Origin of the sequence: Gemmiger qucibialis, from assembly GCF_027689445.1 — a bacterium.
Classification (GTDB): domain Bacteria; phylum Bacillota; class Clostridia; order Oscillospirales; family Ruminococcaceae; genus Gemmiger; species Gemmiger qucibialis.
In genome coordinates this window covers 57,761-75,906 of the sequence record NZ_JAQFEN010000006.1, presented here as the reverse complement: position 1 = coordinate 75,906, position 18,146 = coordinate 57,761, and the positions used below count along the sequence as shown (strand labels likewise).

Genomic DNA, 18,146 nt, shown 5'->3' with positions numbered 1-18,146 from the left:
AGAACAAAACCCCGAAAGGAAAACAGATGAGCCAATATCTTGAAGCACTGCGGCAGGCGATGGTCATTTACCCGATGATCGTCGTCCTGTTTACAGTGCCATACATCGCATGGAGTTATCATAAATATGGATCGGTCCTCAGTTTACGGGTTCTGATCGTGTACAGCTTTCTTCTGTACCTTCTCTGCGTCTATTGCCTTGTCATTCTACCGTTGCCTACGCCAGAAAAGGCCGCCACTCTGCATGGGCATAAGGCGCAGCTTATCCCGTTTTCTTTTCTTGCCGATATAGTCAAGCAAGCAGAAATCCAACCTGGACAGCCTGCCAGCTGGCTTCACATTTTCACAGGCAGCGCCTTCTGGACAACCATTTTCAATCTATTTATGACGATGCCGTTTGGCGTCTATCTGAGATACTACTTTTGTTATCACTGGCGCAAAACATTACGGTTGTCCTTTTTATTATCTTTGTTTTTCGAGCTGACCCAGCTCAGCGGTCTGTATTTTGTCTATCCGGGCAGCTACCGCCTGTTTGATGTGGATGACCTGATCGTTAACACAGCGGGCAGCATGATTGGATTCGCTTTGGCCGGACCGGTGAGCCGTCTACTGCCCACCCGGCAAGAGTTGGATACCGTCAGTTTCCAACGGGGTGCTTCCATATCCTTTACGCGACGCGTTTTTGCCTTTCTGGCCGACATGGCTTGCCTGATCTTTGCATCGTGCATCCTGGCCGTGTTCGTAGTCCCGTTTGGAATTACCCTTTCCATTCAATGGCTGCCAGTTCTATTTCTTCTGTACTTTGGGCTGCTTCCTGCTTTTTGTCACGGGCAGACTCCAGGTAAGCGGCTGACACGAATGAAAATCGTGCAAGCGAACAGCGACACAGCGCATTGGTATCAATATTTTCTTCGGTATGGCCTGCTGATAACTGGTCTGGTCGGGGTTCCATACTGGTTGAACCGGCTGCTGTTTATTCTGATGAATGTATTGCACCTTGACAGCTTGGCGTCTCTTGTACTTCACGGATTGCTGGTCGGCGGGTATTTGTTCTGGCTGTTCTTTGCCGGAATTCGCATGGCCCTGCATAAACCCTTGTTCTACGAGCGATGGTCGAGGACAAAGTTAATAAGTACAGTAAAACGCACATAAAATCAGACTTTGTAATATTGCAAGATAAGGACGGGAGTGACTGGCAAGCGATGCTTGTGGCTATCCAGATAGCCCCACGCGCTTGTTGAGGGCCGCGCCCCCAAGCCCCCTTTGAACACAGATTTTCAATCTGTGGCTGCGCGTTCTTGCGAACGCTTTTGGCCATAGCCAGTTCACTGCTGGACGCGGCCCTGTGCGCCGAGATCAGCAAGAGCCGGGACGAGGTGAAACGCTGCGTCGAGTGCGGGGCCGTGTTCACGCCGAAGTCCAACCGGGCCAAATACTGCCCGGATTGCGCGGCGCGAGTGCGCCGGAAGAAAGAGGCTGAACGGCAGCGGCAAAGATACCTCCTGTCTACGCATTTAGGGCGGTGAAAGCCCAGCCGTGACAAGGTATTTCTGGCATGGTCGGCAGGCAGGCGGGACAGATTATCCAATCCCCGCCAGAACACACTTCTAAATGCGTAGAAAACAGCCCATGAGAAAGCGCCGGACGCGGCGGCCTGCTGGCCCTGCGCCCGGCGTTTTTTATGAACCAAATAGGTGAGAACAACTTGTTATTTCACATAGATTTCTGAAATCGTATCTTCCACACCATTGATTTGCAATCTTACATGGATTTCTCCATTTTCAAAATCATTTAGCGGATATTCAAGCGGTTCGGACAGATTTGTCACATCAACGGATTTCACCACCTCGCCCTGTACCAACCACAAAACAAGTGTTGTGCCCTCAGGCACCGTTCCGCAGGAAATATCAGCGTGAAGCATTTGGGTGTCTGCATCATCTATCATCATGTCCTGTTCTTCCACAAAACCATCGCTTGCACTTCTAAAATCCAAATTCCAGACACCATTCAGATAGGTGTTAGAGTTCATGCTAATTACACCTAAATTCCAAACACGGTCGTTAGAAGTAACATTTGTATTCACACCATTTCCCGTAGCAGCACTGACGATAAAGCCGGTCAAACACATCAGCATAAGCACCATGCTGACAATACCCGCAACAATCAATGTCAAATGATGGGTTCCCTGTTTTACCATAACACCATTAGCCTCCCTATTTTCAATATGTGTTCCACATTCCTCACAATATTTTGCTTTCATTGAAATTCGATGCCCGCAGGCAGGACACGTTGCTTTTATCTCTGAACGGCGCAGAAAGTAAATCAGCAAGCCAATAAAAGGGGTTGCGATAAAAACTACAATCGCCCATAACACCGGGTCATCGCCCCGCTTTTTGCAATCTTGATATACCCACGCCGCAAAGAAAGCAGCAGTACACAAGGCAAAAAGGATAAAGAGAAGAAGAAGAATGGGAAGTAGCATAGAAAGACCGCTAAAGCCATCACTTTTTAGAAAATACAGGCCAAACCGCAGGAAAATCAACAGCAAGATAACTGGAATACCAATATAAAGCGGAAGCCTGTTCTTTTTTGTATTATTCACGCCAATACACCTCTTTTCTCAACACGGATTGTTATATCCTCTTTCATATTTGTCCTTTTTACACCAACTATGGTAAGCAAAACGCCAGCCAGTCCAATGTAGAAACAGATACCAGCAGCAAAGTAAGACAAATATGTGTTGCTGATTACTATTAGTGCTACACCCGCCAGCATAATAAATGTAACTAAGTTCAAAATCATCGGCAAATACCAGAGAGAAAAACCGCGTGTGGCGGGTTGCTTTCGCATTGCCGCTTCTTTTTGATACAATGTCGCTTTCAGTTTGTTGTTCAACTCCGGGTCTGGTTCGTCAGCCAGTTTCATAGAAGCCCGGATGAGTTCATCCATTTCTGTATTGAAAAGGTCATTTTTCATATCCTGCTTCCTCCAATCTTTTCTTAATCAGACTTCTTCCCTTAAACAATCGGCTTTTTACCGTTCCGGGCGGTTTCTTAATGATTGTTGATATTTGCTCTACGGAACAATTAGAAAGATAAAACAGTGTCAGCGGTATTCGGATTTTTTCTGGTAGGGTTTCAATAATCCGATTAACTTCTGAAATCAATTCTTTCTGCAAGTAGCTTTCTTCAATACTTTCGTCGGAATGTAAGACTGTTTCTGCTTCATCATCCAAATTACTACATGGAGCAATCATATTTCGGCGGGCCTGCTTTCGTCTATCGCTTTTCCAAAGATTGTGTGTCAAGGAAAAAAACAGTGCTTTGGGATTTTGCCCCCAGTCAAGCGTCCATTCAGCTTCTAACGCTTTTAGAAAAGTCTGTTGATATAAGTCCTCTGCTTCTGATTTGTCCATACAGAGTTTCAGGCAAAATCTATATATATCTGTACCGAACTCATCAATACACTTCTCGATTTCTCTTGCGTCCAATGTTTCACCTCCATTGCCCGTTCACCCTATATTCGCCATGACTTTATATGCGGTTCACTTTTTTCAAAATAATTTTTACAGGTAAAATGCCGAGGCGAAGTAGGTAATTTCACTCCCGGCATGAAAAGACTGATTTCTTAATAGTGTTCAAACGAGTTTTTTTATTATATTTCATTTGCTCGAAGAACACAAGGCAGGAAATATGAATAATAGAGTGTAAGTACAGACCGTATTCAGCGGCAGCCACGCGTCGGAAGAACGCAGCCGAATGGCAGGAGAAAAGATACCTCTTGTCTACGCATTTAAGCCACTGAAAATCCTGATATTTCGGAGCTTTTCCGACATGGTCGGCGGGCAGGCGGGACAGATTATCCAATCCCCGCCAGAAATGGCTTCTAAATGCGTAGAAAAAAACTTCCGCCGCTGGTATTTCTGCCGGTTCTGTGTTATGCTGATACAAGCATAAAAAAGACAGGAGTGGACAGGATGGCCAAACAGGAAATGTTGCTGGACAGCGCCACGAGCAGGGCCGCCGTCGCGGGTGAGAAGTGGGCCATGGAAAAGGTGATTGAACACTATGCCCCCATGATCGACGAGCTGGCCGTGGACGAGGATATGAAACAACACTTGATTATGAAAAGATTCATAGCCCCTGAAAGCCTTGATTATACTGGGGTTGAGCCGATTTGAACGTATAAAGTTGACACTACCAAAACTTATTTAGGGGTGATACAATGAAAATTAAAAAAAGCAAAGTAAAAATCTTTTGCATTGTGTTAGCCGGAATGATAGTGGTTGCAGCACTCTTTTTTTATATGGCGCTGTTCAAAGGCTTTTATGCTTCGAGTGATAAGCCCATAGGTGATTATTCTGGCCCAGCGGATTTTGATTTTCTTGGTAGAAAAGAAATATATCACGTTGTAGCAAATAAGTATGGTGAACCAATTTTTGAAAATTCTTCGGGTGCATTTGACGAAGCAGAGGCCGATTATGGCGATGCAATACAACTTATTTATGATACTTTTGGGAATGAATATGATCTAGGCCCTTTTAACGAAAAAAACTATCAAATGTACATGACTTTAGGATGGCAGCTACCAACCGATGATGAAATTGTGCGAAAACAAGGGAGCGATTTATCCAAATTCCTTGATATATATGAGAATAGTGAAAAAAGATGGTTTTTAACACCTATTGGCTGGGTTCGTGAAGCTCCATAAAAAACAGCGCCGGACGCAGAGACCATATAGCCCCCGCGCCCGGCGCTTTGCTGTACCAAAGTTGTCAACGATTCTTCTTCTGCTCACGTTCTTTCTCAACCTGCTTTTCATCCTCAAAGCCCATAACACGATCCACATTGTTCTTGACCGTCAGCAGCTCCCGCATGGCGGCGCGGGCCTGCCGGTACTCGGCGTAAGCCTCTTTCTTGTCTGCCAGCAGCTTGGCGTACTCGGTCTGAAGCTCCTTGACGGTGGGCAGCTTTTTCACGTTCAGCTCTTTGAACGCCTCCTTGGCGGCCTGGTGCAGCAAGATTTCTTCCTCATGCTCCTGCCGGAATTTTCTTGAATACCCGGCCTTGCGGTAGGCCACATAGGTGTCGCGGGTCTTGGCATAGTTGACGATGTGGGTGCGCAGCACGGCGATCTCGGCCATGCGCTTCTCGGCGGCCTTGATCTGGTCGGACAACGCATGGTAACGGGCCGTCGCCTCTGCCGTTTTTGCTTCCAGATCGGCATAATCCAGCAGTCCGTGTTCGGACAGGTAGTTGAGGGTCTGGGCCATCTGTTTGAGGTTGAACACCTTGGCCCAGCGGGCATACCCGGCACCTTTCCCGGCCTGCAATTTTGCCTGGATGTCCACCAGCAGATTGACCCTGGGCGGGGCGGCCTGCGGGGCAGGCTGTTTGCGGGGCGTATGCTCTTTCTGGCCGGAGAGAACTGCCAACAGATCGTCCAGCGTGTAGCCGCCCCCCAGCCGGTCAAAGCGGACGTTGTTGCCCCAGCCCTCCGCGCTGATGGAGATGGTTTTGCCGCGCCGGTGAACGGTAAAGCCGTCCTGCTCCAGCAGGCGCAGCAGCTCCTCCAGGCTGGCAGGTTTCTGTGCCAGCGCCCGGTCAATGGCCCGGCGCAGCAGCTCCTTATGGGAGGGCTTCGCCGCATCGCCCAGCCACTTGTTGTAGCTCTGCCCGCGCCGCTTGGGAGCCTCCACAATGGAGTAGCCGTTTTCGATGCAGATGGTATCGCTCAGGCGGTGGACAGCGCGGGTGCTGCCCCAAAAGTTGCGGAACTTGCGGTCACATTCCAGTGTGGTGGAGTTCCATATAATATGGTTGTGGACGTGAGCCTTGTCGATGTGGGTACAGACGATGAAAGCGTGCCTGCCCTTGGTGAAGCGCCGAGCCAGCTCCACGCCCAGTCGGTTGGCTTCCTCCGGCGTGATCTCGCCCGGCACAAAGGACTGCCGCAGATGGTAGGCGATCACGTCGTCCGCACCGCGCACCCGGCCGGTGCGGGCGGCGTAGGTCTGCTTGTCCAGCAGGAACTGCGCGTCGGCCACGCGGCTGTCACATTGGTAGCTGGTGATAAGTCTGCCGTGGTCGGTCTTTTCTGGATTTTTCACATAGTCGATGATGTCGCTGATCGCCTTTCCGACCGTGCGGCCCTTGCCAGCGTGCAGTGGTATGATGCGTGTGGTGGCCATGTGGGGGTCCGCCTCCTTTCCAAAAAAATAAGCGGCCTGCTTATCACAGACCGCATCGGTTTACTCTATATCAGTTTCCTCGTCCATATAAAAATCGAAATCTTCCTCAAAGCCATCTTCCAATTCATCCAGTTCTATCCTGGGCGGGAACCGCATTTCATACTGCTCCGTTGCCAAGGCCCGCACGGCATCCCGCTTGTCCTTCATCCGTTTCTTCAACCACGAAAGTTGTTCTTTGGATAATCGCCAGGGAAGGTTGACAAGGCGGGTAAGCGTCATTTCTTCCGCCTGCTTTTCTGGCGGGAGGGCGGCGCAGGTTTTACAGATGTGCGCGGCATGGCCTTTGCCGGAAAACTTTTCGTTTGCCTTATACTCGCCACAGACCTTGCAGTAGTGTCCACGCTTTTTCATACCGTGCCCTCGCAACGAGCGAACAGTTGACGGACCGCAGCCATGACCGTATCCCAGCCAAGGTCGGACGCATAGGAGAACTTTTGCTGATAGGCCGCCCACAGGTCCTGCATGACCGGGCTGTTCTCCACTTCATCAAAGACCTCGGCGGCCTCGGCCAGATGGCGCTCGGTGCCGCGCTTGTGGGCTGTCGCCAGCAGCGCGTCATGGAGAACGTGCCGGTCCAGAGTGCTGCCATAGAGTTGTTGCAGGATGGCGATGTCGTAAAAATCTCTCATACGGGTGTTGGTCGTGGTGCGGGTGATGATGGTTTCCAGCTTTTCGGCCAGCACGGTCTCCAGGTTATAGGCCCAAACTTCGATGGAGCGGTCCTCCAGCATGAGCTTGAAGCTGTACCGCACCTCTTTAGGGGTGATGGCGTCGCCGGTGGAAATGTCGATTTTCAGCGGGGTGCGCACCCCGTCAAAGAGCGTTGTCATCGTGACCCGGATGCCGGGATATTCCGCTTCATCCATGATTTCTGAAATGCTTTTCACCTGGAAGGTAACGCCGTCATCAATGGGAACAGCGATGATCTCGGCCATCATGTTCTCCACATCCTCGACACTGACGTTGGCCCCCTTGACCGTTGCGTCCAGGTCCATCGTAGAGCGGGCGTCCAGACCGACCATCGCGGCCACCAGCATCCCACCCTTGAGGATGAATTTGTCCCGGTAGGACGAGAGAGAAATGCGTTCCAGAAAACGCTCCATCATATAGTTGCGCATCAAAACCTGCGCATCCGCAGCATTTTTCTTTGACAGGTTACGGATCAAATCTTTCAGCTGTCTGGCTGTCTTTATCATAGGAGTACCTCCAAATACTGGCGTAAAATCTTCTCGACCCGGAACAGCTTGGCATAGCGCACCAGCGTCCGCAGGTCCTTATCTTTCCGGCGGGCATACGCTTTCAAAGCGTCCTGGAATGTCTGCATCTCGATATGGCTCCGGCTGCGCAGCACATCGCAGATCGTCCGTTCCATATCATAGACCGGCACATCGTGACCGAAGGGGGTCTGCGCGGTTGTCAGGCCGACCTCATGCAGCTCCGCCTTGATGGTAAAGACCTGAACGCCCTCGTCCTTGAGCCGGGTCGGATTGTAGCCCGTCTTGACCGTAATGGAATAGGCCAGCGGCTCCCGGTCGGTCAGGTCATGGAAAAACAGCGCCGTTTCATGGGAAAAAACTGCCTGCGGACAGCGAAGATGCAGCAGATACATGGCGTCCACCCAGGCGTCTTTGGAAAGATAAATCCCATGCGCCGCCTGTTCCAGCCCACGAGACTGCACGAATTGATAAAAAACAGGTTTTGAGATCCCGGCCGCGAGGACCTGCCCGGTGCGCAGCATCCCATCCTGACGTTCCATCAGCTGGTCCAGCTGTTGAAATTGGCTCACGTTCTTCACCTTCCTTTCATGCTAATATTATACGCAAAATTAGCACGAAAGTAAAGTCAAAAAATTGCCGGGCACTCACTCCCGGCAATTCTTCGCTTCCTATTCAGCCATACACCGCGTCCTGGATCGCATACCGCAGGTCCTGTACCTTGCCCACCAGCCAGACGGCGGCCATCGGCAGGCCCAGCGGGCTGACCAGGAAGGCGATCACCAGCAGGATTACGCCGTTTTGCGGCGAGTAGGTCACAAGCACCGCGATCCCCAGCAGCGCCACCACTGTGGAGGCCAGGCCGAAGATAAAGCTGGACACATACAGCAGCCCGAAGCACAGCCAGGTGAACAGCGTCAGCGCCAGCACTACCGGCGCGGCAAGGATTTTCAGCCCCAATTTCAAAATAAACAGCACCGCTCTCATTTCAGCGCCTCCTTCCGCCAGTCCAGGTATGGCTGGCACAGTTCCTCTACGGCCTTTTCGTCCGCCTCTGTCACCTCCCGGCGCCCCCGCGTCCGGCAGATCATGGCAAAATCCTGAAAATCCGAGAGAAGTATATCGAACAGTTCCTCCGGGGTCCGGCAGAGAATGCCATCCACACAGTAGCGGGAATCCTTGTCCCAGGTCAATCGGACATAGCCGCGTTTACAAGGGAGAACTTCTTCCTCCGGGTCGCGCAGCAGGTATTCTTGAAAAATCTCCAAGACGTTTTCAAACGTCAACATCAGCCATCACCTCGTTTCTGACTCCATTATCAAGCACAACCCGCCAAAACGCAACGATACCGACAAAGAAAAAAGAGGGAGGCCCGGCGATGCAGCCCGCACGCGCCGGACCTCCCTCACAGCCGGGGCGTATGCCCCTGTCACGACAGCTTTGCCAGCTGGGTCAATACCTGATGTACCCCATCCCACAAAGCCTCTTGCCGCCGGGATATATCCTCCAGGTCAGCGTCGTAAATGCGCCCGGTTTCATGCGCACGGCGGGCCAGCTGGTTCAAGTTGTTGCCGGAATAGCGCATCAGGGACACCAGCTCCTTCAGTTCCGGCAGTTCCAGGCGCACCACATAGCCGTCCAGGGCCATCTTGCGCAGGTAGGCTTCCCGGTTCTTTGTCCCCAGCTGGGCCATCTTCTGCTCGATCAGCGCCAGTTCTTCCGGCGAGACCCGGAAGTTCAGCTGTACTTCCCGCTTGCGCTTGGGGGCGCTCACCGTTCCGGCTCCTTTTTCTTATGGATGTGAGCTTTCTTTTCAGCGGGGCGCGGCTCCTGTTTCAGTTGGCGGCGGACAGAGCGGCGGGGCGGGCGCAGATCCTTGCTGCGGTCCTCGCTGGCCAGGATGGTGATATAGGTGCCGGGCAGGTCCTTCATGCCGGTGATCGCCAGACTGCGGAATGGCAGCAGCGTCATCAGCTGGTCGTGGGCCTGGGAACCTGCGCGGGCCAGAAAGTCCGGCGAAACGCGGGCTATATAGTGGGTGCCGTGGGGGCTGTTGGGCGTATCCGGCGCACGAAGCTCCTGCAAGAGCCGGGCGGCCTCGGCGCGGATTTCCTCCGGCGTCAGCGGCTGGAGCCGCAGATAATCCTGCCGCGCCTGGCTTAAGAACAGATCGACCAGGCCGGAGTGGCTGTCCACTACAAAGTCCAGATTGCGTTCGCCGCCGAAGCCGTCCGGGTTGGATGGGATGTCCACCGTCTTTGCCCACGCCTTGTTGGCCGGGCTGAAACGCTCATCCCAATCTTTCTGCTGTACGGTGTTTGCCAGCACATAGAGGGTGCGGGTGTAGCCGAACTGCTCGATCACCTGGGGCACCGCATCCTTGTCCAGCCGGTTGTCCCGGTAATGTTCCGAAATGGATGCCTCAATGGCCTCCTTGCAGGCGATGTTGGCGCGGCGGGACGCCCGGTACAAATCCAGGTCGCCCTGTTCGCGGGCATAGGCGGCGTCGTGCCGGTAGAGCGGCAGTTCCCGCTGGGCGTCCAGCGCCGCCTCGGCCCGCTGCTCAATGCTGTCCCGCACCACATCCATGTAGGAAGTCTCCCGGTCAGAAAACTCCTTGTAGACATCGGCCAGCGGGGACGGCGACGCCAGCAGCGCGGCGGCCCGGCTTTGTGGCAGGTCCAGCTCCTCCATCGCCATCAAAATATCCTCCCGGACCGTGTACTCATAGGTATGCTTTAGAATTTCCTCCGGGGGCTGGCTTTTCAGCCAGTCCCGGAACTTGTCCTGTTCGGCGGCCATCTTCTCATAGAGGACCGCGTTTTTGTCGGGATTCATGTTATCGCACCTCCTGTTCGTGGTGTTTGGGTTTCTTTTCGGAGCAGCGCGGCGGCACCGGGCGTTTCAGCCCCTCCAGCACCGAGGGGCGGCTGCTCTTGGCAAGCACCGCCTCCGGCGCAGGTCGGCCCCGGCCGTCCATGTTCAGCAGTACGTCCAGTTCGGCCAGCCGGGCAGATTTGTCCCGCAGTTCCTGCTCCTGGGGGAAGGGCTTGCCCACCTCCGCCTTGGCGGCGGCCTGTTGCTGGTAGAGATTGTCCAGCTGGTTCTTCACCGCCTCCAGCCGCTGGGGCATCTGACTGAGCGCATTGTCGATACGGGTGAGGTTGCCACGGGGGTCTGTGCCCAGCGTCGCCCGGTGGGTCATCTGGCCTTTCAGCAGGAGCATATACTCCTGCCGGAAAGCGTCAAACGACACCGACATAGCGAAGCCCCGGTAACTGCCCACCGGCACCGGGTCGGCCCCTTTGACCTCCTTGCAGGCGTCCAGCAGCGCGGCCCCAGCGTTTTCCTTGTCGGTGAGGGTGTCGCCACGGACTTCCATCCCGGCAAAGCCGTCCTCCGGGTGGGGATGGGCGGCCAAGGTCGCCATATCGGCTTCCAGTCCGGCGATAAACCCCTTGTTTTTCTCGATCTCCTCCGGGAAGGTTTTCAGTAGCTGGTCCTCCAGGCGGTACTGTTTGCTCTGGTGGTCGGCCTTCATCAGCTTTAACCGCGCCACGTCCACATCCAGGTCCATGCGTTCCTTGATGCGCGGGTCCCCGGCGCACAGCGCCTTGATCTCGGCAAAGGAAAGCGCCGTTTCGTCCACGTCATCGCAGGAGCGCACCGGCGATTTGGAGGTCATAATCTGGCTGATGAATTTCTGCTTGTTCTCCACCGTCTGCCAGAGGTAGGCGTCGAAAGTGCCCTCGGTGACGTAGCGGTACACATGGACAGTCTCGTTCTGGTTGCCCTGGCGCTCAATGCGGCCCTTTCGCTGGGCCAGGTCGCCGGGCCGCCACGGGCAGTCCAGGTCATGCAGTGCCACCAGGCGGTCCTGGACGTTGGTGCCCGCGCCCATTTTGGCCGTGCTGCCCAGCAGGACGCGCACCTGGCCGGTGCGGACCTTGGAGAACAGCTCCTTTTTGCGCACTTCGGTGTTGGCCTCATGGATAAAGGCAATCTGCTCGGCGGGCACGCCCTGGGCGATGAGTTTTTGCCGGATGTCCTCATAGACCGTAAAGGCCGGTTCCGGCTCGTCCAGCGGCACCGCGTCCTCTAAAGCGTGGAGGGTCGGGTTGTCCAGCGCCTTCGCCACCTTTTTGGTGGGCCGGGCCTGGGGCGTGGAAATGTCGCAGAACACCAGCTGGGTCAGCTTGTCAGCCTCGCCGTCCCGCCAAATCTGCATGATATTGTCCACGCACTGGTTGACCTTGGTGCCCGGCTCATCCGGCAGCAGCTGGTTGATGATCCGCTGGTCCAGCCCCAGCTTGCGCCCGTCGCTGGTGATCTTGAGCATATTGTCCTGGGACGGGTCCACCGTGCCGCTGTGTACCAGGGAAGCGCGCTCCGAGAGCGCCTTCACCATTTCCTGCTGCTGTTCGGTGGGCTGGGCCACGACGTTGTGGTACTCCACCTGGGGCGTGGGCAGGTGCAGCTGGTCGGCGGTTTTGATGTCCGCGACCTCCTTAAAGAGGTTCATCAGCTCCGGCAGGTTGAAAAACTTGGAGAAGCGGGTCCGTGCCCGGTAGCCGGTGCCCTCCGGGGCCAGCTCCAGCGCCGTCACGGTCTCGCCGAAGCGGGAGGCCCAGCAGTCAAAGTGGGCCATGCCCAGCTCTTGCAGGCGGTCATACTGGAGATACCGCTGCATGGTGTAAAGCTCGGTCATAGAGTTGGAAACCGGCGTGCCGGTGGCAAAGATGACGCCCCGGCTGCCGGTGATCTCGTCCATGTAGCGGCACTTGGCGAACATATCTGAAGATTTCTGCGCATCCGTGGTGGAGAGGCCCGCCACGTTGCGCATTTTTGTGTAGAGAAAGAGGTTCTTGTAATTGTGCGCCTCGTCCACGAACAGCCGGTCTACGCCCAGCTGTTCAAACGTCACCACATCGTCCTTGCGGCCCTCGGCTTGCAGCTTTTCCAGCCGCGCTTCCAGAGACTTTTTCGTGCGTTCCAGCTGCTTGACGGTGAACCGTTCCCCGCCGCTGGCCTCCACCTCGGCGATGCCCTCGGTGATTTCCCAAATCTGCTCATGCAGCAGCCGCTCCTGGCGTTCCTTGCTGATGGGGATCTTCTCGAACTGGGAGTGACCCATGATGATGGCGTCGTAGTCGCCGGTGGCGATGCGGGCGCAGAACTTCTTGCGGTTGTGCTTCTCGAAGTCCTTTTTGGTCGTTACCAGGATGTTCGCGGACGGGTACAGACGCAGGAACTCCGAAGCCCACTGTTCGGTCAGGTGATTTGGCACCACAAAGAGGGATTTCTGGCACAGGCCCAGGCGCTTGGCCTCCATCGCGGCCCCCACCATTTCAAAGGTCTTGCCCGCGCCCACCTCATGGGCCAGCAGCGTGTTGCCGCCGTACAGTACATGGGCGATGGCGTTTTTCTGATGTTCCCGCAGGGTGATGGCCGGGTTCATGCCGCCAAAAACAATGTGGCTGCCATCATATTCGCGGGGGCGGGTGGCGTTCATTTCCTCGTTGTACTGGCGCACCAGCGCCTGCCGCCGCTCCGGGTCGCGCCAAATCCAGTCGCGGAAAGCATCCCGGATGGCCTGCTGCTTTTGCGCGGCCAGGGTGGTTTCCTTGGCGTTCAGCACCCGGCGCTCCTTGCCGTCCGCGTCCTCCACGGTGTCGTAGATTCGCACGTCCCGCAGATTGAGGGAATCTTCGAGGATTTTATAGGCATTGGCGCGGCCGGTCCCGTAGGTCGAATAGGCGGCCACGTTGTTTTGCCCCACAACATTTTTGCCGGAGATCTGCCACTCCGCCGTAAAGGGGGTGTAGTGGACTTCAATGCTGCGCTGGAGGTAAAAAGGCGTGTCGAAGGTCTCGTACATGAATTGCTGGATATACTCCTTGTCGATCCACGTTGCGCCCAGCCGCACCTCGATCTCGGAAGCGTCCAGGTCTTTGGGCTGGGCGGCAGTCAGGGCCTCCACGTTGACCGCAAAGGCCGGGTCCTGCTCCGCCGCCCGCTGGGCCTGGCGCAGTTTCCGGCGCACGTTGCCGGACAGGTACTCGTCGGCGGTCACATAATGTGGAGTTCCGTCCGGCTCAGTCTGGCCCGGCACACGGAAGATGACACCGCGCAGCTCGTCAGCCAATTCTTCGCCGGTTTTGCCGGTGAGCTGTTCCATGTAGGCCATATCCACGCAGGCTTTTTCAGAAATGGAGACTGCCAGGGCCTCGGAGGCGGTGTCTACGGTGGTGACAGCCTCATGGGGCTTTATCGTGCGCTTGGTGAACATATCTGCCTTGCGCTCCAACCGGCCATCCTCGTCCAGCACCTCCAGCGCACAGAGCAGGTAATAACTGCTGTCATCGGCAAAAGCCAGCCGGTTCGCCCGGTCATTGATAAGTCCGTACTTGGCGGAAAAATCGTCATAGCGGCGGTTCAACTCGGCCATCTGCGCCCGAATGTCGGCATCCGGCGCGGCGGCGTCCATCTCCAGGTCGATGAGCCGCTGCACACAATCCCGCAGCCCCACCAGCCCTTTGACGCGGGCCTCGGCGGTGGCGTTCAGGTCAGGGCGCACCATGCGGCTGTTTTCCCGGAAGTACACCGCGCCGTCCACCACCGTGTAGGAGTAGTTCTTCACGTTAGGGTCAGCCGGGAGGGATTCGTCGATGTCCTCGCCCTCGCCCAACTCCGGCAGCGCGGCCTCCTGGTAGGTGCCGCGAATGTACTTCACGGCATCGTGCAGCTGATCGGCCAGCTCCAGCCCCTCGATGGGGGCCACGGTGTAATCCTGTTTGCCGTATTGGGTGCTTTCGGCGGTAGGGCGGCCCAGCACCATCTCCGGGTGATCCAGAAAATACTGGTTGACCGTGAAGCCTTCCTCGGTCCGGCCAGTCTGCGTCCAGTCCGGGGCGATGTCCAGCGGACGGTCCCGCTTTTGCAGAAACAGGATGTCGGACACTACATCGGTCCCGGCGTTGGCGCGGAAAGAGTTGTTGGGCAGACGGATCGCCCCCAGCAGCTCGGCCCGCTGGGCCAGATACCGGCGCACGGTAGAATCCTTGCCGTCCATTGTATAGCGGCTGGTGACGAAAGCTACCACGCCGCCCGGCCGCACCTGGTCCAGCGCCTTGGCGAAGAAGTAGTTGTGGATGTTGAAGCCCAGCTTGTTGTAGGCTTTGTCGTTTACCTGATACTGTCCGAAAGGGACGTTGCCGATGGCAAGGTCATAGAAGTCCCGCCGGTCAGTGGTCTCGAAGCCCGCCACGGTGATGTCGGCCTTGGGGTAGAGCTGCTTGGCGATGCGCCCGGAAATGCTGTCCAGCTCCACGCCGTACAGACGGCTCCCGGCCATGCTCTCCGGCAGTAACCCGAAGAAATTGCCCACGCCCATCGACGGCTCCAAAATGTTGCCGGTGCGGAAGCCCATCCGCTCCACGGCTTCATAAACGGCGCGGATGACGGTGGGGCTGGTGTAGTGGGCGTTGAGGGTGGAGGCCCTGGCCGCAGCGTATTCCTCCGGGGTCAGCAGTTCTTTCAGCTCCACATACTCGGCGGCCCACGCGGGTTTGTCCGGGTCAAAGGCATCCGCCACGCCGCCCCAGCCCACATATTGTGAGAGAATATGCTGTTCTTCTGGGGTGGCATAGCGATTTTCCTGCTCGATCTGCTTCAGCGTGGCAATCGCCTTGATGTTGCGCCAGAACTTTTCCTTTGGCCCGCCTTTCCCCAGGTCATCGTCCAGAATGCGGAAATTCTCAGGCGGACGCTGTTCCGGCGGCGTGGGTTCCGGCTCGTCTATGTGTAGCCGTTCCACCACCACATCATAGGGAAGTCCGTTTTTGTCGCCGGGATAGACCGTTACCGGCTCGGAGGTGATTTCCGGCGCAGGGGTTTCTCTGGTGTCCGGCGTGAACAGTCCGGCATTTCGCTCATCCTGGCGCAGCCAGGTTTCAAACTGTTCCCGGCTGATGACATCATAACTCCAGGTGTAAGGCCCGGTATAAATACGGACCGTTGTATCTTCAATGGCATCAATCGTGCCGGCGATGGGGTGGTCGGGCGCAGGGAGCGTTACCTGATCGCCTACCTGGTAAGATGGGATTCCTTCCAGGAAGGGCGTGTTCAACCGGACCGCAAAGGCTTCAGCTTCTTCCCTTGTTTCAAAGGTCTGGTATATATCATCCAGATCATAATAGCGCCCCGTCTGCTGGTCGCGAATAATGAAGGGTTCTTCAAACGCATCCGATGTTTCTTCTACCACATACCGCTTAAAGCCTTCCGGGTCTTGGAAGAAGCCGTCCAGTTCATACACATACAGTCCCCGGAGAAGCGGAGCCAGTTCATCCCAGTGGTATGCCAGGGTCGTAAGTTTTCGTTCCTCATGGTCCAGGATCTCCACCTCAACGCTGGTGGTGAAGGTGCGGTAGTCCGCTATGTCGCCGGTCACAAGGTCCATCGTTTCCACGCGCCCGGAATACAGCTCAGATAACCGCTGGGCAATTTTAGTGTTGCCCTCGCCATCCCGCAGCCAGTGAGAAATATACTCCTTGTCGTGCCGGGTAAACAGGCCGGAAGTCAGCACTTCTCGCAGGTCCTGGTCCGCTTTCTCCGGGTCAACGTAAAGGAACTCGGTAACGGGGCCGTTTCGCAGGTCGTTTTGTAGAAGCTGCTCGAACCGCTCCCGGCTCTCAGCCCGGAAGATGGGATAGCTCATGCCGGTAGGCAGCAGCTGCACCGTATCCTCCCGCAGTTCGGTGATCTGGTATTCCTGATTGTCCAGATAGACCGTATCGCCCACATGGTAAGGGGGTGTTGCGGGGTCGTAGGCGATAGGCTCTTCTGTTTCCGGGATAGTCTGCCGGATAGCCTCATATTCCTCGTCAGAAACGGTGATGTCGATCTCATGGGTAGGTTCACCGCTGCCGATGGTGAGGGTGTCGCCCTCGCGGGTGATGGGCTGGCCGGATAAGTCAGGCACAGGCGGCTTTGCCGCTGCCTCGGCCTGTTCCTCGGCCGCGACGGCCTCCACATCCCGCATGACCTGCTGGATGAACGGATCGTTGTCCAGCTTTTCCGGGTCCACCACCTGGCCGTTCACGATGCCGCGCTCGGCCAGGGCCTCCCGAATGGCGATGGGGTCGATGTTGTCAAATCGGTCCTGCTCCGCTTCGGTATAGAACCGATCTTCCTTGATGAGCTGGGCGATCCGGCGCTGCACCTTGGGCCAGGGCACGTCGCCCACCGCGCCGTCCACCGTCACAGGTAAGGCCGGGAGGTCATCGCCGTACTCCTGCCGCAGCCAGGCGGCGGTATCCTTTTCACGGGCGTGGTCCTTCATGTAGCGGACAACCGCGTTCTTACTTTCAATATTGCCGTTCCATTCCTGGATGGCGGCGTCGATTTCCGCCTGGGTCAGCGCCCGGCGCACAGGTTCCGCCTGCGCAGCGGGTTTTGGCATAGAAAAAGCAGAGGGCGTTTTCACACTCTCTGCTTCGTCTATTCTTTGGATTTGTTCCGCTTCGGAGAGGAACAGGTTTAAGGTCAGCTGTTGATAAGTTCCGCCAGCAGAATCTCCTCCGCCTGGGCCTTGCAGGTGTTCATCAGGCCCACCCAGGCCATCGGGTCGCGAGCTTTCAGCGCCTCCGTCGCGCCCGCCGACTCTGCCAGCCGGGGCATCATCTGCTCCAGACGGCTGTTCGCGGTCTCGTCGATCTCCAGAAGGTGCGAGTACAGCTTCTCGGTCATCAGCAGCTGGTTGTAGAGGATGGGCCGGTGTTCCTTCAGATACGCTTTCCTCATCCTGCCGTACTTGCCCAGGGGCTTCTCCGGCTGTTCGGACAGCTTCAGGTCGGGGATCAGGTAATCGCCGTTCCTCGTGTAAGTCAGGTTGTTCTCCATGTGTGGCACTCCTTTCCGCGCTCTTGGCACGCTCATAGTTCTGGATGGTGACGCCGATCTGCCGCAGCACCTGCTGGTTTATCTGGCTGACCGCCGTGCCCAGCGCCCCCACGGTGGCAGGGGTGTTGAAGTCGAAGATCGCCATGAAATCCTCATGGCTGAAATACTGCTCCGGCTCCAGCCCACAGCGGGACATCAGGGCGTAGGTGATGCTGACCGTGGCGGCGGACTTGAACTGGACTTCGATGTTGTACTCATCGTACTCCTCCAAAAAGGAACCGTCAACGATATAGAGAATGTCCTGCCGGTGATCCGTCCAGTATTCTTCCGCCAGACCGGCGGCCACATCGGCCAGCTGCTGGGGCAGTTCTTCGCCGCCCACACCGTAGCTACTCTCCAGCATCGCCATGACCGGCGCGGCGTGTTCCTCGTTCATCGTCCACAGCCAGGGGGTGCGGGAGTGTTCACGGGTGCCGGTGTCAGAAATATCAAACACATACCGCAGCCGGGGCCGGTCCCCGGAATCGTCCACCAGCGCGATACCCTTGGACCCGCGCCGCACATACCGGCCCATGCGGTTGTTCCACAGGTCGTACTCGGCGCAGGCAGTGGCGTCCGGGCGCTGGGCGTAGATCATCATCTGCTCATGGAACGGATATTTGTAAAGTCGGGCGGCGGTGGTGAGAAAGCCCGCCCACTCCTGCCAGCTGCCGGTGAGCTGCCGCGCCACCTGGTCGGCCATCTGCGCATATTGTTCTGCTTTGGTTGGCATGGGGTTCTATC

Annotated in this window: 15 protein-coding genes and 1 pseudogene; 4 read left to right on the top strand and 12 right to left on the bottom strand. The window is 56.2% G+C overall.

Translation table 11 applies throughout. From position 1 onward, the window contains the following. Positions 1 to 26: 26 nt before the first annotated feature. Positions 27 to 1,151, top strand: coding sequence for a VanZ family protein (locus PG062_RS10355; protein ID WP_270752246.1), 1,125 nt, complete (start codon positions 27 to 29; stop codon positions 1,149 to 1,151). Positions 1,152 to 1,330: 179 nt separating this feature from the next. Next, a pseudogene (locus tag PG062_RS10350) lies at positions 1,331 to 1,525 on the top strand (hypothetical protein); the annotation flags it as partial. Positions 1,526 to 1,707: 182 nt separating this feature from the next. Here PG062_RS10350 and PG062_RS10345 read toward each other — a convergent pair. The 3 genes from PG062_RS10345 to PG062_RS10335 are packed head-to-tail and all read right to left on the bottom strand — an operon-like array spanning position 1,708 to position 3,489. Further along, on the bottom strand, positions 1,708 to 2,601 hold the full coding sequence (locus PG062_RS10345; protein WP_270752245.1) for a zinc ribbon domain-containing protein: 894 nt from the start codon (positions 2,599 to 2,601) through the stop codon (positions 1,708 to 1,710). Next, positions 2,598 to 2,975 (bottom strand): hypothetical protein, encoded by a 378-nt coding sequence (locus tag PG062_RS10340; RefSeq protein WP_270752244.1) that lies wholly within the window; start codon positions 2,973 to 2,975, stop codon positions 2,598 to 2,600. Before PG062_RS10340 ends, PG062_RS10345 begins: the two co-directional genes overlap by 4 nt. After that, positions 2,965 to 3,489, bottom strand: coding sequence for an RNA polymerase sigma factor (locus tag PG062_RS10335; protein ID WP_270752243.1), 525 nt, complete (start codon positions 3,487 to 3,489; stop codon positions 2,965 to 2,967). The genes PG062_RS10340 and PG062_RS10335 overlap by 11 nt, the downstream gene beginning before the upstream one ends. Before the next feature lie 486 nt (positions 3,490 to 3,975). Here PG062_RS10335 and PG062_RS10330 point away from each other — a divergent pair, with 486 nt between their 5' ends. Both PG062_RS10330 and PG062_RS10325 read left to right on the top strand, forming a co-directional pair. Next, a complete protein-coding gene (locus PG062_RS10330; RefSeq protein WP_270752242.1) occupies positions 3,976 to 4,179 on the top strand; it encodes a helix-turn-helix domain-containing protein in 204 nt (67 codons plus the stop codon). A 44-nt stretch (positions 4,180 to 4,223) separates the two neighbouring features. Continuing rightward, complete coding sequence (locus PG062_RS10325) at positions 4,224 to 4,709, top strand: hypothetical protein (RefSeq protein WP_270752241.1); 486 nt, start codon at positions 4,224 to 4,226, stop codon at positions 4,707 to 4,709. A 64-nt stretch (positions 4,710 to 4,773) separates the two neighbouring features. Here PG062_RS10325 and PG062_RS10320 read toward each other — a convergent pair whose 3' ends face one another. From PG062_RS10320 to PG062_RS15975, 9 genes are all read right to left on the bottom strand, one after another. Continuing rightward, a complete protein-coding gene (locus tag PG062_RS10320; protein ID WP_270752240.1) occupies positions 4,774 to 6,189 on the bottom strand; it encodes a relaxase/mobilization nuclease domain-containing protein in 1,416 nt (471 codons plus the stop codon). 60 nt (positions 6,190 to 6,249) lie between these two features. Then, positions 6,250 to 6,600 carry a hypothetical protein gene (locus PG062_RS10315; RefSeq protein ID WP_270752239.1) on the bottom strand — a complete coding sequence of 117 codons (351 nt, stop codon included), beginning with the start codon at positions 6,598 to 6,600 and terminating at the stop codon, positions 6,250 to 6,252. Continuing rightward, positions 6,597 to 7,445 carry a nucleotidyl transferase AbiEii/AbiGii toxin family protein gene (locus PG062_RS10310; RefSeq protein WP_270752237.1) on the bottom strand — a complete coding sequence of 283 codons (849 nt, stop codon included), beginning with the start codon at positions 7,443 to 7,445 and terminating at the stop codon, positions 6,597 to 6,599. Before PG062_RS10310 ends, PG062_RS10315 begins: the two co-directional genes overlap by 4 nt. Beyond that, the gene (locus PG062_RS10305; protein WP_002576331.1) at positions 7,442 to 8,035 is read right to left on the bottom strand and encodes a type IV toxin-antitoxin system AbiEi family antitoxin domain-containing protein; all 594 of its coding nucleotides are present in this window, start codon (positions 8,033 to 8,035) and stop codon (positions 7,442 to 7,444) included. Before PG062_RS10305 ends, PG062_RS10310 begins: the two co-directional genes overlap by 4 nt. Positions 8,036 to 8,138: 103 nt before the next feature. Continuing rightward, the gene (locus PG062_RS10300; protein ID WP_270752234.1) at positions 8,139 to 8,450 is read right to left on the bottom strand and encodes a CD1845 family protein; all 312 of its coding nucleotides are present in this window, start codon (positions 8,448 to 8,450) and stop codon (positions 8,139 to 8,141) included. After that, positions 8,447 to 8,752, bottom strand: a complete 306-nt coding sequence (locus PG062_RS10295; RefSeq protein ID WP_105204202.1) for a hypothetical protein — start codon at positions 8,750 to 8,752, stop codon at positions 8,447 to 8,449. Before PG062_RS10295 ends, PG062_RS10300 begins: the two co-directional genes overlap by 4 nt. 140 nt (positions 8,753 to 8,892) lie before the next feature. Next, positions 8,893 to 9,237, bottom strand: a complete 345-nt coding sequence (locus PG062_RS10290) for a plasmid mobilization protein (RefSeq protein WP_270752232.1) — start codon at positions 9,235 to 9,237, stop codon at positions 8,893 to 8,895. Next, the gene (locus PG062_RS10285) at positions 9,234 to 10,301 is read right to left on the bottom strand and encodes a DUF3849 domain-containing protein (RefSeq protein WP_270752231.1); all 1,068 of its coding nucleotides are present in this window, start codon (positions 10,299 to 10,301) and stop codon (positions 9,234 to 9,236) included. The genes PG062_RS10290 and PG062_RS10285 overlap by 4 nt, the downstream gene beginning before the upstream one ends. 1 nt (position 10,302) lies before the next feature. Further along, a complete protein-coding gene (locus tag PG062_RS15975; protein ID WP_456298758.1) occupies positions 10,303 to 18,135 on the bottom strand; it encodes a helicase-like domain-containing protein in 7,833 nt (2,610 codons plus the stop codon). Positions 18,136 to 18,146 lie beyond the last annotated feature (11 nt).